The sequence below is a fragment of the Streptococcus salivarius genome (assembly GCF_009738225.1).
Taxonomy (GTDB): domain Bacteria; phylum Bacillota; class Bacilli; order Lactobacillales; family Streptococcaceae; genus Streptococcus.
In genome coordinates, this window is the sequence record NZ_CP018187.1 from 1,186,144 (window position 1) to 1,200,646 (window position 14,503).

A 14,503-nucleotide genomic window follows, 5' to 3' on the forward strand; every position below is an offset into this window, starting at 1 on the left:
ATCCTCCTCTACCAATTAGAGTCACTGGCTTAATACCGAGCCTTATCTCAATTGGAATACGCTAAGTTAGTCAAGTTCTGGCAAAGTCATTTTCATAGGCTTTGTCTTAACTCAAATAAAATTCTACCCCTTTATGAAAACGTTGTCAAGTAATTATCAAACTTTTCTGAAAACAAATAAGACCACCCTTGGGTGACCTTATTCCTATTATTCTTCAAATTCAAAACCTAGTGCTTCCATATCGTCCAAGCCACCCAAGTTAGTCACCTTAGTATAACCTCGCTCTTTAAGAACTGATGCAGCAAATTCTGCACGAGGCCCCATTTTACAATAGAGGTAAATTGAAGCGCCTTTTTCAGCTGGAATCTCAGCAGAAAAAAATTGTGTATGAGGAATCAAGAGGGCATTCTTAACATGACCTTCTGAATACTCTTCTGGACTTCTGACATCAATTAACAGTCCACCCTTAGCTAAATCAGATTGAATCTTTACTAAATCCATCTTACTCACCAAACCAAATCTGAATTTCTCGAGCTGCAGATTCTTCTGAATCAGAACCATGAACGATATTCGGAACCATATCCCCATCTGGTGCAGTTGCAAAGTCTCCACGAATCGTTCCTGGAGTAGCATCCCCAGGATTAGTTGCTCCCATCATATCACGCCATGACTTGATAACACCAGGGCCAGACATAATACCAATAACTGCTGGGCCACTCATCATGAATTCAGAAATACTAGGGAAAAAGGGTTTATCAACCAATTGGGCATAATGCTCTTTAAGACGTTCTTCGTCAAGCATCAGCATCTCCATTCGTTCAATAATGAAACTACGACGTTCGATACGATCAAGCACTTGACCAATTAGATGGCGTTTAACAGCATCAGGTTTAATAATAAAGAATGTTTTTTGCATGTTCCCAACCTTCATTGTTTTCTTTTTATTTTACCATAGGAAGTATCATTTTGCAGGGTAAAACCTTATATAGTCTTAAACTATACCCTCAGAAAGAAATTAACTATTTTTCATTAATGCAAATAAAAAGTATCATGGAAATAAAATGATATTTTGAGGGTAATTTTATGACAAAATCTAAATTCCAATTAGTAGGTTCTCTTCTTCGTCCTGCGGATCTCCGTAAATATAAGGACGAAATCGAGCACCGTGACGACATCCAGTATCCTTTCTATGATGCCCTTCCTGGTTATCAAGAAACTGAAACTGCAGATATTAAGCAAATTGTGGCTGACCAAAAAGCTAACGGTATTGACATCCTTACTGATGGTGAGTTTGGACGTTCTATGTGGCATTTAGACTTTGTCTGGGGATTTAAAGGAATTGAACGCTACATTGCTGAGCATGGCTACACTTTTAAAGACCATGATGGTGGTCAATATGAAACACGTAAAGATATCGGTATTCGCATCACTGAGCCGCTCTCAGGTAAGAACCACCATTACCTAGATATTTACAAATTGGTTAAAGCTGAAGCTGGTGATGAAGATACCAAACAAACTATCTGGGGACCTGCTCATGCCTACACTGAACTTGCTATCTTTGACCGTTTGGCTGGTCCTGGACAAGTCTACGAAACAAATGAAGACCTCAAAAAAGGTATCATTAATGCCTATAAAGAATTCTTGGAAGAATACAAGGCTGTCGGTGGAAAAATTGTTCAATTTGATGACTGTCTCTGGGAACTTTTTGACCCATCAAACCCTGCAAGTTTCTTTGCGGAAGGTAATTCTGATTTAGCAGAATTGGCTGATGAGTTTGTAGCTATCAATAACGAGGTTGTAGACTATGCTCACGAAATTGGTTTAACGGTTTGGACCCACAACTGCCGTGGTAACTACGAAAGCCGTTCTGCTGCTGAAGGAACTTACGAAGCTATCGCCAAGAAGTTCTTGGCAGAGCAACACTATGACCGTTTCTTCCTTGAATGGGATAGCGACACCTCTGGTGATATCAAAGCTCTCGAAGCCCTCAAAGACAGCAAAGCCGAAGTTGTACTAGGACTTTTGTCTTCTAAAACTACTGACCTTGATGACGAAGAACGTGTCCTCGATTTGCTTGAAAAAGCGAGTCAAATTCTTCCAAAAGAACGTCTCTTCCTCTCTCACCAATGTGGTTTCGCCTCATGTGACTCAGGGAATGAGTTGGCAACACCTCAACAATGGGCTAAAATCAAACAAGGTCAAGAAATTGCTAAGAAATTCTTTGGCTAATCGATATTTCTATTCGCTCCTCTCTAACAAAAAAGCCTTCACGCTTGTGAGGGCTTTTTATGTTAGCATTAAGCATCTAGAAAAGTTTGCAAATCCTTTAGAGCACGCTCAGCGATTTTTTCATAGCGCTCTTTCTTGTCACGAATACGTGGGCCTTCCAATTCTTTGATAATACCGAAGTTAACATTCATTGGTTGGAAATGTTTACTTTCAGCATGCGTCACATAATATGGGAGGCTCCCGATTGCTGTTGTATGAGGGAAAATAACTTCATCTTCACCCTTAAAGAGACGGGCTGCATTGATTCCAGCAACCAAACCTGAGGCAGCTGATTCAACATAACCTTCAACACCAGTCATTTGTCCAGCAAAGAACAAATTAGGATTTGATTTTGATTGGAAGGTTTGTTTAAGCAAGTTTGGCGAATCCATGTAAGAGTTGCGGTGCATTACCCCGTAACGTACAAATTCTGCATTTTCAAGACCTGGAATCATTTGGAAGACACGCTTTTGCTCTCCCCATTTAAGGTGGGTTTGGAAACCAACGATATTGTAGAGGCTACCAGCCGCATTGTCCTGACGAAGCTGCACAACCGCATAAGGTGTCTTGAAGTCACCATCACGTGGACCCTTATAATCCTCAGGATACTCCAAACCAACTGGTTTCATAGGACCGTAGAGCATTGTCTTGATACCACGTTTAGCCATAACCTCGATAGGCATACAGCCCTCGAAATACTTTTCTTTTTCAAAAGAATTCAAAGGAGCTTCTTCAGCTGTTGTCAAGGCCTCGTGGAAGGCCATGAACTCTTCCTTGGTCATTGGACAGTTTAGGTAAGCTGCTTCACCCTTGTCATAGCGTGACTTAAGGTAGACTTTGTTCATGTCGATAGTCGCTTTATCAACAATCGGTGCAGCGGCATCATAAAAATAGAACCCATCTCCACCGTTAAGTTTGTGAATTTTTTCAGCTAAAGCGTCAGAAGTCAAAGGACCTGAAGCAATAACTGTAATGGCATCATCTGGAATTTCTGTGATTTCTTCACGGATAACTTCAATTAATGGATTGTTCTCAATTTCAGCTGTCACTGCTTCTGCATAACCTTCACGGTCAACCGCCATGGCACCTCCAGCTGGCACACGGTGAGCTTCTCCATTACGCATAATGATAGAGTCCAAGCGACGCATTTCTTCTTTAAGAAGCCCTACAGCATTTGTCAAGCTATCCCCACGGAAAGAGTTAGAGCAAACCAATTCTGCAAAGTTTGTTGTCTTATGCTGAGGTGTTGCTTTGACCCCACGCATTTCATATAGTTTTACCGGAATACCACGTTTAGCAATCTGATAAGCTGCTTCAGAGCCGGCCAATCCAGCTCCAATCACGTTAATATAATCTGCTTTTGATTGAGACATGACACTAATACCTCTTCGAGAACAAGATGAAATCCTGCCCCCACAAATCTTTCTTCATTTTTACTCTTAGTAGTATAGCAAAAAACTCCTCATCTGGCGACTAGGAGCAATCTGTATTTAAAGGGGTAAAATGATAGTCACTTTAGCACCACCCGTGCCATTGTCATTTGCAAGAGCAAGACTACCATGGTGTAAGCGAATAATATCATTGGCAATAGTCAGACCAAGGCCACTATGATTGCGGCTCTGTCTGCTTTTATCATCTTGATAAAAGAGCTGAGTAGCCTTTTCAAGAGATTCAAGGGAAAATCCAGGACCAGAATCAAGGCAGATAAACTTGAATTCATCTTCTTCTACCCTAGCCGTCAGGAGCAACTGACTGCCACTGGGGGTATGCTCTACGGCATTTGAAACAATATTCATAAAAGCTCGATTCAACAAGGTCCTATCCCAATGGCCTATGATTGCTTTCTTAATATCCTTCTTGTCAAATGCTACATTGATTTGTTTGGTTTGAGCTAGTGACAAGGTTTGATCGTAAATGTCTTCAACAAATTCCCTAACCGAAATGTCTTCAAGCGTCAAGGGTTTCGTCAAACTCGTTTTGTTGACTTCAGACAACTCTTTAACATAAGCATCAACCTGTGTAATCCCCTTTTGAAAATGCTCTAATAAGTCCATCTGTTCCGCATCCAAGGGCGTCATAGCTAAGAGTTCCGCATTTCCACGAGCAACTGTAAGGGGTGTCTTTAAGTCATGTGTCAGGGCGGAAATCTGATTTTGTTTATCTTGCTCTGCCTTCCAATTTTCCATCAAAGATTCACGGAGCGCAGCACGCATGTGGTCCAAGCCACTTAAAACCTGGTTAAACTCAGTAATTTTAGATTTGGACGTTTGAAAATCCAAGTCTTGCTCTGCTATTTTCTTTGTTGCCTTCAATATTGGTCTTAACTCCCGACTCAATTTACTAGCATAGTAAAAAGTTAAAGTAATAAATATGAGTAGGATAGACACCATCATTGAGCCAATCATCAATAGATCAGCATTGGGAAAATGCTGGTTCATCCACTCATTACGATACCGAGGTGATAGTTGATAATTGACAATAACAATGCCGTCTGACCGTTCAAAAGACTGAAAATAGCCGTATATCCCACCATGAGCATTCTTGAATTGGTAATTTAGTAAGGATTCTTCTTGCAAGTTAACTGGCATGTTAGACTTCTTAACCTTAAATTCCCTAGTTAAAAAAACATAACTAGTACCATCCGGTAAAACATCAGGATTAAAGACCTTAGAAGTTCCAATTTCATTTCTCACCGCAGACAAATCACTCTCAACTTGATTTGCTGGAATCACAACGCCAAAACGATAAGACAAGCTGAACAAAGACAAAATAAGTAGGCTACTGATTGCTGATAGAACTGTAAGACTGACGACATAAGATAACAAGATTGTTCTTAGAGAGTGCTCTCGTTTTTTAATTATTGCCACTTGTAACCAATCCCCCAGACTGTTTCAATAGGATTTTGCCCAACATCTTTGAGCTTTGCACGGATATTTTTAATATGTTCAGCCACTGCTGTTGGACTTCCTTTATCCTCATAGCCGTACAAATGAGTGTAGATTTGTTCTTTTGAAAAGACTTGGCCCTTATTTTCAGCCAAAAACTGACAAATACCGTACTCCGACTTAGTCAAATCTAACAAGTGATTTTCAACATAAAGCTCCTGAGCAGACAAATCAAACTGAAAATCACCAAGTGAAAGCTTATGATGGCGCTCACGATGTTCTCGTCTCAAGTGAGCAGCCACACGCGCTTGAAGTTCTTTAACTCCAAATGGCTTGCAAATATAATCATCTGCACCATAAGTCAAGCCTTGGACAATATCAGCCTCTTGCGTTCTGGCTGTAATAAAAAGTATGGGGCAATCCACCTGTTCCCGAATCTCATGACAAAACTGGAGACCGTCAACATCAGGCATCATGATATCCAGCAATATCAAGTCAAACCGTGGCAACGAGTTCGTATCCAAATCTAAAACACTTGTAAACCCCGTCACCTTATGATTTTGAATCTCTAAAGCTTTTACAACCAATTTCACAATATCTTCCTGATCATCAATAACAAGTATTTGAGCCATAAGCTTTCCTTTCGTACAAAATTACCTTTATCATATCATCTATAGAAGATAACTGACAAGGCGTAAAGTAGATAAATATGGGTTGGGTAAAAGACATAGAACAAATATTTTGACCCTTTCCCTCTTTGACCGTTATAACAAAGCATTAAAGGAGCTGCAAATATTTCCATCCATTCAATGTATTTAAACATTAAATCGTGAAAAGAAGGTCTGCTTAGAACAATCGCCATTAGTACCCAAACAAGACTAACACTCACAAAAGCAAGCACTTCTTTCTTAAGATTCTTATGACAAAGATACATAGCGATACCAGTCAAAAGTAACCACGTTCCCCCGTCACTGATAGACGTATGAGTTGGAAACACTGTGTAATTAAGTAAATTTATGAATAAAGTAAAGACTGGTTTGTTTTGACCTAACAGATAAAAAGGTACCAATAACCATGGAAGCAGCAATGGGAAAAGTAAGGTTGGGATTCCTTTTAGATATTTCTTTTCTTGAATCCAAGCGATACCTTGAAGAGCAACGAGCAAGATAGCAAATGACGACAGCATCATATTTTGTGGAAAGAAACCATCTGGTCTCACAAGAGGATGTAAAAAATTATAAAACCCAAACTGAATCAATCCCATCAAAATTGCTAAAGCATAAATCTTTAGGAAGTATTTCTTTCGATTGTGTGTATGAACGAAACCTTCAATCACAGCAAAAAGGAACAAGGGTGCCGCTAATCTCCCAATCATAGTAAACCAAATAGGTATTTTCCCTGTATAGTCAAAAAAATAATGAATATGGTCGAATACCATAGTAATGAGGGCTATATATTTGAGTTGGAAACCTGATAGACTTAAACGTTTCATAATAACTCTCCTTTCTTTTCATCCTCAGTATAAAAAACAAATTTAAGGAAAGTATCAGTTTTTTGGATAAAATACAAAAAACTATCCCAAGTCTTAACTTGAGATAGCTATGTCTTTATTTAACAACAGATTCTTTGTAGTCACACTCTTCGTTACTACAGATGACTTGTTTGCCACCACCACGTACTTTCTTCTCGACGAGGTAATCGCCTGATTTAGGACAGTTACGTCCAACAGGGATATCCCACGACGTAAATTCACAGTCAGGATAGCGATCACAACCGTAGAAGACACGATTACGTTTTGTCTTACGTTCGATGACCTGACCTTGACCACAGGTTGGACAAGTAACGCCAATTTCTTTAGTAATGGCCTTGGTGTTATGACAGTCTGGGAAGTTACTACATGCATAAAACTTACCGTATCGACCAAGTTTGATGACCATTGGGTGACCACAGAGGTCACAATCAAAACCAGCAGGCTCATCCTTGATTTGGATTTTTTCAATACCTTCTTCAGCTTTTTCCAATTCTTTTTGGAAAGGTTTGAAGAATTCATCAATTACCTTCTGCCATTGTTCCTTACCAATTTCAACCTTATCAAGTTTACCCTCCATTTCGGCGGTGAATTTAACATCCACGATATCTGGGAAGAATTCGACGATTAAGCTATTGACGATTTCCCCAAGCTCCGTCGGTTCAAAACGTTTAGCCACCAATTTGACATAGTAGCGACGTTGGATAACATCAAGCGTTGGCGCATATGTTGACGGACGACCAACACCATTTTCTTCCAGCGTCTTAATCAGTGTCGCTTCAGAATAGCGTGCAGGTGGTTGCGTAAAGTGTTGTTCAGGCGTTGTCACAACCTTCTTAACCGTATCACCTTCAGCCATATCAGGAAGCATTTTATTTTTATCAGAGTCGTTGTAAACGGCCATATAACCGTCAAACTTGATTTGGCTACCATTTGCTGTGAAAATGACTCCGTTTTGAGACAAGGTCACCTTCATCGTATCAAATACAGCAGCTGTCATTTGACTGGCCACAAAACGATTCCAAATAAGGGTATAGAGCTTGAGCTGATCCTTATCCAAATACTTGGCAATGCTTTCTGGTGTTTGGAAAACATTTGAAGGACGAATAGCCTCGTGGGCATCTTGCGCCGCTGAGCTATTTTTCACCTTACTACCATGCTTAGAATACTTAGAACCAAAGCGTTCTGTAATAAACTCAGCAGCCTGGTTTTGTGCCACCGGACTGATACGTGTAGAGTCCGTACGCATATAGGTAATCAAACCTTGAGCTCCTGACCCCAGATTAATCCCTTCGTACAACTGTTGGGCAACCATCATGGTCTTACGTGTACGGAAGTTAATCTTATTGGCAGCATCCTGTTGGAGAGAGGAGGTAGTATATGGCAATGGTGCATTACGACGGCGTTCTTTTTTCTCTACCTTATCTACGTTGAAGTCGTCACTTGTAATACGAGAAAGAACAGCTTGAACATCGTCATTATTGTTGAGCTTAAGCTTTTTACCATCCAAGCCATAGAAACTAGCCTGAAATTTCTTAGCCCCCTTCTTAAAGGCACCATCAATTGTCCAATATTCTTCTGGTTTAAAAGCCTTGATTTCATTCTCACGGTCTATAATAAGCTTAAGAGCTACCGATTGGACACGCCCTGCAGAAAGACCTTTCTTAACCTTCTTCCAAAGAAGCGGAGAGATTGAGTAACCCACAATACGGTCCAAGACACGACGAGCTTGCTGCGCATCTACCAAGTCCATGTCAATGGCGCGTGGCTCCACAAAGGCATTTTTCACTGCATCTTTAGTAATTTCGTTAAAGACGACACGATTTTTTTCCTCTGGCTCTAATCCAAGAATATGTGACAAATGCCATGAAATGGCTTCCCCTTCACGGTCCGGGTCACTTGCGAGAAAGACTTGCTTGGCTTTTTTAGCCTCTTTCTTCAATTCATTGATAAGAGGTCCTTTACCACGAATATTAATGTACTGAGGTTCGTAGTTGTTTTCAAAATCAATAGACATACTTGATTTTTTCAAATCACGGATATGCCCAACAGAGGCTACAACTTTATAATTGCGCCCAAGGTACTTTTCAATGGTTTTTGCTTTGGCAGGAGACTCCACGATAACCAAATTTTTCTTTGGTGTCGCCCTCTTTTTAGTCGTCTTTTTAGCCGTTGTTTTCTTTGTTGCTTTAGTTTTTGTTTTTGTTGTCGTTGCTGTCGCCATAGACTATTTCCTTATAATGTTATAAACTGGCTGCGCCACTAATCTGTCTAAAATCTAGTCACAAGACATTAAAAAATGTAACATCTTGGACCGAGCAACTAACATGATACCGTCCTTTTCTTTAACTGTCAATAAAAAACTTTTTCCCTATAGGAGAAGTTTGATTTTCAAGAAAACTCTGAAAGGATGTCAAACCCTGTCGTAATGCACTTTGCACCCTCTTGAATCAAGTGATGACATCCGTCTGACTTTCCATCTAAAATATTTCCTGGAATAGCAAAAACATCTCTACCTTCTTCCATGGCACGCTCACAAGTAATCAGACTTCCCGAGCGAAGCTTAGCTTCAACCACCATAACCCCTTGACACAATCCAGAAATTATCCGATTTCGTTCAGGGAAATGGTATTTAAGTGGCTGTTCACCCGGTCCATATTCTGAAAGAACTAAATGATTTTTGGCCATATAGTCCTGCAAAGCTTTATTTTCTTTTGGATAATAAACATCAAGTCCTGTCCCGATAACTGCAATGGTCTTTCCTTTATTTTTCAAGGCCTCCATATGTGCACAAGTATCAATCCCACGCGCCAAACCACTCACAATAGTAAAGTGATTCCCAAGTTCACTAACAATTTTTCGAACAGACTGTTTGCCTATTTCGGAGCACTTTCTTGCCCCAACAACAGCTAGCTTTGGTTTACTCAGCAAATCAATATTCCCTTGATAAAAGAGGAGGACAGGTGGATTATAGCTATGCTTCAGCTCAATGGGATACTCCTTATCAAAAATTGATAAGGTCGGAAAACGTTGAAAATCTTCCTTAAGCTGCTTAATATCTAAATTCTTGTATTTTTCCATAAAGAGAACTGCATTTTTAGACTTAGATACCACTGCCATATCACGTAAGCTCAGTTTTTTATCTTGATTTTTCTGATAGTCTAAAATATTAAGAATATTTAAATTTGTCAATCCAGCTGCTTTTAGTTTAAAAAGTTCAAAATTATTCATGTAACTACCTCCAGTTCTTTATTCGCAAGAGAAATAGAAAAAAAGCCCCTTCATGGAACTTTTGTTAATTATAAGGCATTTTCAGAAGTAAAATATGATGCCGCTCCTAAAAGGTTACTGTCGTTATGGAAATGACAAGCTTGAATTGTTATCGGCTCAAAACCTAATTCTGTTTTTTCATTAAATGACTCTTCATAAGCATTAACAATACCTTCTATCAAAGCATTTTGGCTGCTGATGCCTCCACCGATAACAACTCCATCCAACTTGAATAAACTCTGCAAATTAAGAATCAGAACAGCAATTTCATGACAATAGTCCTTAAATAGACGTTTTAGTTGTTCAGAGTGATTTTCATCTAAAGCTGAGAAAACTACTAAACTATCATCCTGTTCTAAACCAAGTATTTGACTAGCTTCATGAACGAAACCTACCGCAGAACCTTTATTATCGACAAGGCTAATCAGTGCTTGCTTAAATAAGGTCCACTGGAAAGGGAGAGCCGTTTGACTCTTGCTTTGGGGACTTGGAGAACGCAAATATCGGGTAACCGACAGAGGAGTTAACAAATCCCCCTGTGAGACAATGCCTAAGCCAACACCGGTACCTAAAACCAAGGCAGCACCACAATCCAAATCCTGTAAGCTACCATATCTTGCTTCAGCCAAAGCTGCCGCATCAGCATCATTGATAACCTTTACAGGCAGTTGAAATGTTTTGGACAAGCGTGTCCCAAGAGGAATGGCTGTCAAATAAGGAATAAGACCACCCTTGAAAACAAAACCTCGTTTACTATTAATTTCGCCCGGGCATGCAATGGCAATACCAGAAATACCATTCTTAAATGATGAAATAATACTCTCTAAAGTTATCCAGAAATTATCTAGGGACGATGGTGTCGGCACTTTAGATTGGTTGCTAATTCTAAAATCATTATCAACTAATCCAAATTTGATAAAGGTCCCTCCGATATCAATAGCTAAAATCACGCCACTTCACCTACTTTTTTATGATTGACTTTATTGGTTCGAAGCTTCTTCTATGAATTGGTGTAACACCAAATTTATCTATGCCAGACAGATGATTTTTGGTGCCATAGCCTGCATTTTGGTCAAAGGCGTAGCCAGGGAACTCCTGATCATAATCAGCCATCATCTTATCCCGAGTTACCTTTGCTACGATCGAAGCTGCTGCGATAGATAAAGAATTAGCATCCCCTTTTATGATTGATGTTTGTCCTATTGGTAGGTCCAAGCTCATGGCATCAATTAACAAATGTTCTGGTTTGGGACTCAGTTTTTCAATAGCTTCAGCCATAGCAAGCTTGGTTGCTTCATAAATATTGACGTCATCAATCACATGATTATCCTTAATACCAATACCAACAGCTACTGCTTCCTCCATTACCTGCTTATAGATAGCTTCATGTTTAGATTTTGGAATCTTTTTACTGTCATTGAGACCCTTTATTTTGCAAAGCTTTGGTAAGATAACCGCTGCAGCTACAACTGGACCAGCTAAAGGACCACGTCCAACTTCATCAACACCTGCAATGAGTTCAACTCCCTGAGCATAAAGCGACTTTTCGTAACTGAGCATCTTTTCTAAGCGCTCTTCCTCAGCAATCTCAGCTAGGATAGCTTTACGACGTTGCTTAATGGCAGTCTGTACACCAGCTCGACTATCTTCCTCAAAACTTGCCCATCGGTAGTCATCAAGATCTGTCAATGCTGCCAATTGCTCCTTGACTTCTTTAATTGTCACCATCAGTATCGACCCCAACAATATCAAGTGTGTAACGACCTAGTTTTCCATCACGAACTTCTTTGACAAATAGATTATAGAAACGGTCATAATCTTCACGGAAGCCAAGTTTTCGAGTCATTTCCATAATGATTTCTGGCGCCTCTTCTTCAAGGTCAATCCCTTTGAAGCGTTCCTCTAAACGTTCAGGATAGTAAGTTTTAAAATAGTTGAGTCCAAATATCGTCACTTCATCCATTGGCAATAGCTGGTCCTTGATGGCACCAGTCAAAGCGAGTTTCAATCCAACCAATTCATCTTCAAACTTAGGCCACAAAATACCTGGAGTATCAAGAATTTCCAAGTCTTTATTAGACTTCAACCACTGTTGACCTTTTGTAACGCCGGGTTTATTTCCTACAACAGCAATCTTTTTACCAGCTAAGCGGTTCATCAAGGTAGATTTCCCTGCATTTGGAATCCCAATAATCATGGTTCGCAAGGTCTCTTTCTGAATACCACGTTCACGTAGTCGTTGAATCTTGTCAGCCATAAGACTCTTAGCAGCATCTGTCACCAATTTAACTGTAGATTGTTCCTTGGAATTGATGGCCAAGGTTTTAATCCCTTGACTCTCAAAATAGCTACGCCACTCTTTTGTACGATTACTATCAGCAAGGTCAGCCTTATTAAGAATTAAAAGTTTTGGTTTATCGCCAACAATTTTAGTTAGCATGGGATTTTGACTTGACAGTGGCAAACGTGCATCCACTAAAATTGTTACAAAATCAACATGCTTAAGATTTTCCTGAACTTGTCGACGGGCTTTGGACATGTGACCAGGGAACCATTGAATAGTAGCCATGTTTATCTCTCCTCTTTATTTTCTTAGTAAAATATGATTTAAACTCTTTAAAAAAAGCCAAAGACTTGGCTTTACTTTACTTATATTATATCAGATTTAGTTTAAGATGCCCAATCGATAAAAGTTGACTAAGCCTCAACAGGCATAAAGTTACCGACAATTTTACCAATAATTCGAGGATCTTCGTCATAGGGTGCGAACTTATCACCATAACGTTTATTGAGAGAAACTAAACGTAGCCCATCTTCCTCGCGATAAACTTTTTTGATATAGGTTTGACCATCCCAGTCTACAGCATAAACAGCTCCATCATAATCAAAACCTGTTTGTTTGATTAGCACTACTTCACCATTTAGGTAGGTAGGTTCCATAGAGTCTCCAAATACCCATGATGCAAAATCATGATCCAATTCTTCATCATAGAAAACTTCATCATAATTGCCATCACCAAAGTAAGTGTAACCAGTTCCGGCTGATAAACGCTCGAAAACTTTGTAAGAGTAAAGCGGAACAACAGGTGCTTTTTGCTTTTCTGCTTCTTGCTCTTCTAGGAGAGCCTTAGTGAGTCGCAAAGCTTCTTGGCGATTTTCCTCATTTAATTCCAAGTAGACTTCTACAATCTCATGCTCAGAAAGAAAATAGGTCTCAGCTACACCAAAAAGTTCGGCCAAAACCGAAAGGTTCTTTTGATTAGGTTTCGTCTTACCATTTTCCCAATTAAAATAAGAGGAGCGTGAAATTCCTAGATGCTTAGCTACTGATGCTTGGCTCATTCCTTGTGCTTCTCGAATTTCCTTAAGTCTTTGTCCTGAAAACATGGCTACCTCCGTAAGTTAATAAACTAACATAAGTTTATCAAAAAAAGTAGTTGTTTTCAAGTGAAACTAACTACTTTTACATTTCTCTTTTATCTCATTCTTTAACTAAAAATCCTAGATGGTTAAGTGCCTCTTCAATATAATCTATATCTTGCTCACTATCTGCTTCGACAAGATGATAATGAACACCGTTTGTCAAATCAGATAAGGGGCGAAAGTCATTTGACGAGGCCTGGTCTAAAAAATGACTAACATCTCGACGACAAGTCAATTTCAACAAAGTCTGAATTTCTCCATAAACTGGATGATCTATCATGATATTTTGAATACGGCCTCCATTATCAACAATAGCCAAAAGCTCATCCTCCATATCGGACACTTTATGATTCACCTTAAATAGTCGATGTACATAAGAATTGTCATCGCTACTTTTATAGATATATCCCCTATTAGTTGAAATAATCTGGGCACCATCTGCACGCAAGAGGGCAATATCTTGAACAATGATTTGACGTGTCACACCAAAATGCTCCGCCAAACTCTGTCCATTCATTGACTCTTTAGCTCCCTTTAAGAGTGCCAATAATTCTTGTTTTCGATTTGAAGCCATAGACCAACCATCCCTCTTTCAATTAGCGTATTTTTCGAATACTTTTGAAAATCGTTAATGCTATAACATAGTCTATCATACTATGGACAATAGTGCCAAAACCAACTAAAACAAAGAGAACATAGAACAGTTTTTGGAAATCCTCTCCTGTTACGGAATAAAAAATCACGCAAGCAAGAACTTCACCTATGGCATGGATAAGACCTAAAACAAAGTTGAAAAGTAATGATGATTTATGGTTTTCTATCGTTTGTGGAAATTTTTTCAAATAGAGTGCGCCTAAAAAGCCAAATATAATATGTGAAAAGGCCCTAAAAACAACCACAATCGGATAGCCAGCCATAAAGTATCCCAAACTAGAAGCTAAGATAACAAAAGCAGTTACCCAGGGAGATATAAACATGGCTAGAAATATTGGAACATGACTCCCCAAAGTATACGAAGCCGGTGGGATGATTAGTTTAATTGGCATGATACTTGGGATAAGGATAGCAATTGCAGTTAATAAAGCTGCAAAGGTCATTTCTTGAATTCTCTTTTTCGGTTTCATAATCT

15 protein-coding genes are annotated in these 14,503 nt (G+C 39.3%); 1 reads left to right on the forward strand and 14 read right to left on the reverse strand.

Translation table 11 applies throughout. From position 1 onward, the window contains the following. Positions 1 to 207 precede the first annotated feature (207 nt). Positions 208 to 501 carry a rhodanese-like domain-containing protein gene (locus BSR19_RS05845; protein WP_156246755.1) on the reverse strand — a complete coding sequence of 98 codons (294 nt, stop codon included), beginning with the start codon at positions 499 to 501 and terminating at the stop codon, positions 208 to 210. A 1-nt stretch (position 502) separates the two neighbouring features. Then, entirely contained in the window at positions 503 to 916 is a 414-nt protein-coding gene (ndk, locus tag BSR19_RS05850) for a nucleoside-diphosphate kinase (protein WP_197092234.1), read from the reverse strand. 167 nt (positions 917 to 1,083) lie between these two features. On the opposite strand from ndk, the gene BSR19_RS05855 reads away from it, so the two are divergent. Next, positions 1,084 to 2,229: a cobalamin-independent methionine synthase II family protein gene (locus tag BSR19_RS05855; protein ID WP_156246757.1), complete on the forward strand. Its 1,146-nt coding sequence runs from the start codon at positions 1,084 to 1,086 to the stop codon at positions 2,227 to 2,229. Positions 2,230 to 2,297: 68 nt separating this feature from the next. On the opposite strand, the gene trmFO is transcribed toward BSR19_RS05855, so the two are convergent. The 12 genes from trmFO to BSR19_RS05915 form a co-directional block, all read right to left on the reverse strand. Beyond that, positions 2,298 to 3,641: a methylenetetrahydrofolate--tRNA-(uracil(54)-C(5))-methyltransferase (FADH(2)-oxidizing) TrmFO gene (gene trmFO / locus BSR19_RS05860; protein WP_156246758.1), complete on the reverse strand. Its 1,344-nt coding sequence runs from the start codon at positions 3,639 to 3,641 to the stop codon at positions 2,298 to 2,300. 117 nt (positions 3,642 to 3,758) lie between these two features. Then, on the reverse strand, positions 3,759 to 5,135 hold the full coding sequence (locus BSR19_RS05865) for a sensor histidine kinase (RefSeq protein ID WP_197092235.1): 1,377 nt from the start codon (positions 5,133 to 5,135) through the stop codon (positions 3,759 to 3,761). After that, positions 5,126 to 5,785 (reverse strand): response regulator transcription factor, encoded by a 660-nt coding sequence (locus BSR19_RS05870; RefSeq protein ID WP_156246759.1) that lies wholly within the window; start codon positions 5,783 to 5,785, stop codon positions 5,126 to 5,128. Before BSR19_RS05870 ends, BSR19_RS05865 begins: the two co-directional genes overlap by 10 nt. A 35-nt stretch (positions 5,786 to 5,820) precedes the next feature. Then, the gene (locus BSR19_RS05875) at positions 5,821 to 6,645 is read right to left on the reverse strand and encodes a TraX family protein (RefSeq protein WP_156246760.1); all 825 of its coding nucleotides are present in this window, start codon (positions 6,643 to 6,645) and stop codon (positions 5,821 to 5,823) included. A gap of 115 nt (positions 6,646 to 6,760) precedes the next feature. Further along, positions 6,761 to 8,905: a type I DNA topoisomerase gene (gene topA / locus BSR19_RS05880; protein WP_037599980.1), complete on the reverse strand. Its 2,145-nt coding sequence runs from the start codon at positions 8,903 to 8,905 to the stop codon at positions 6,761 to 6,763. A 167-nt stretch (positions 8,906 to 9,072) separates the two neighbouring features. Continuing rightward, positions 9,073 to 9,912 (reverse strand): DNA-processing protein DprA, encoded by an 840-nt coding sequence (gene dprA / locus BSR19_RS05885; RefSeq protein ID WP_156246761.1) that lies wholly within the window; start codon positions 9,910 to 9,912, stop codon positions 9,073 to 9,075. Positions 9,913 to 9,980: 68 nt separating this feature from the next. Then, on the reverse strand, positions 9,981 to 10,901 hold the full coding sequence (locus BSR19_RS05890) for an ROK family protein (protein ID WP_156246762.1): 921 nt from the start codon (positions 10,899 to 10,901) through the stop codon (positions 9,981 to 9,983). A gap of 10 nt (positions 10,902 to 10,911) precedes the next feature. After that, entirely contained in the window at positions 10,912 to 11,679 is a 768-nt protein-coding gene (locus tag BSR19_RS05895; RefSeq protein ID WP_156246763.1) for a ribonuclease HII, read from the reverse strand. Then, complete coding sequence (gene ylqF / locus BSR19_RS05900; protein WP_014634567.1) at positions 11,666 to 12,520, reverse strand: ribosome biogenesis GTPase YlqF; 855 nt, start codon at positions 12,518 to 12,520, stop codon at positions 11,666 to 11,668. Before ylqF ends, BSR19_RS05895 begins: the two co-directional genes overlap by 14 nt. Before the next feature lie 128 nt (positions 12,521 to 12,648). After that, positions 12,649 to 13,338, reverse strand: a complete 690-nt coding sequence (locus BSR19_RS05905; RefSeq protein ID WP_013990509.1) for an XRE family transcriptional regulator — start codon at positions 13,336 to 13,338, stop codon at positions 12,649 to 12,651. A gap of 94 nt (positions 13,339 to 13,432) precedes the next feature. Further along, complete coding sequence (locus BSR19_RS05910; protein WP_013990508.1) at positions 13,433 to 13,948, reverse strand: transcription repressor NadR; 516 nt, start codon at positions 13,946 to 13,948, stop codon at positions 13,433 to 13,435. A gap of 22 nt (positions 13,949 to 13,970) precedes the next feature. Further along, positions 13,971 to 14,498, reverse strand: coding sequence for an ECF transporter S component (locus BSR19_RS05915; protein WP_002883896.1), 528 nt, complete (start codon positions 14,496 to 14,498; stop codon positions 13,971 to 13,973). Between the last annotated feature and the right edge of the window lie 5 nt (positions 14,499 to 14,503).

Bases quoted from the DNA above. Each gene is read 5' to 3' on its own strand.
- BSR19_RS05845 (WP_156246755.1), bottom strand. From the start codon at position 501: ATGGATTTAGTAAAGATTCAATCTGATTTAGCTAAGGGTGGACTGTTA.
- ndk (WP_197092234.1), bottom strand. From the start codon at position 916: ATGCAAAAAACATTCTTTATTATTAAACCTGATGCTGTTAAACGCCAT.
- BSR19_RS05855 (WP_156246757.1), top strand. From the start codon at position 1,084: ATGACAAAATCTAAATTCCAATTAGTAGGTTCTCTTCTTCGTCCTGCG.
- trmFO (WP_156246758.1), bottom strand. From the start codon at position 3,641: ATGTCTCAATCAAAAGCAGATTATATTAACGTGATTGGAGCTGGATTG.
- BSR19_RS05870 (WP_156246759.1), bottom strand. From the start codon at position 5,785: ATGGCTCAAATACTTGTTATTGATGATCAGGAAGATATTGTGAAATTG.
- BSR19_RS05875 (WP_156246760.1), bottom strand. From the start codon at position 6,645: ATGAAACGTTTAAGTCTATCAGGTTTCCAACTCAAATATATAGCCCTC.
- topA (WP_037599980.1), bottom strand. From the start codon at position 8,905: ATGGCGACAGCAACGACAACAAAAACAAAAACTAAAGCAACAAAGAAA.
- dprA (WP_156246761.1), bottom strand. From the start codon at position 9,912: ATGAATAATTTTGAACTTTTTAAACTAAAAGCAGCTGGATTGACAAAT.
- BSR19_RS05895 (WP_156246763.1), bottom strand. From the start codon at position 11,679: ATGGTGACAATTAAAGAAGTCAAGGAGCAATTGGCAGCATTGACAGAT.
- ylqF (WP_014634567.1), bottom strand. From the start codon at position 12,520: ATGGCTACTATTCAATGGTTCCCTGGTCACATGTCCAAAGCCCGTCGA.
- BSR19_RS05905 (WP_013990509.1), bottom strand. From the start codon at position 13,338: ATGTTTTCAGGACAAAGACTTAAGGAAATTCGAGAAGCACAAGGAATG.
- BSR19_RS05910 (WP_013990508.1), bottom strand. From the start codon at position 13,948: ATGGCTTCAAATCGAAAACAAGAATTATTGGCACTCTTAAAGGGAGCT.
- BSR19_RS05915 (WP_002883896.1), bottom strand. From the start codon at position 14,498: ATGAAACCGAAAAAGAGAATTCAAGAAATGACCTTTGCAGCTTTATTA.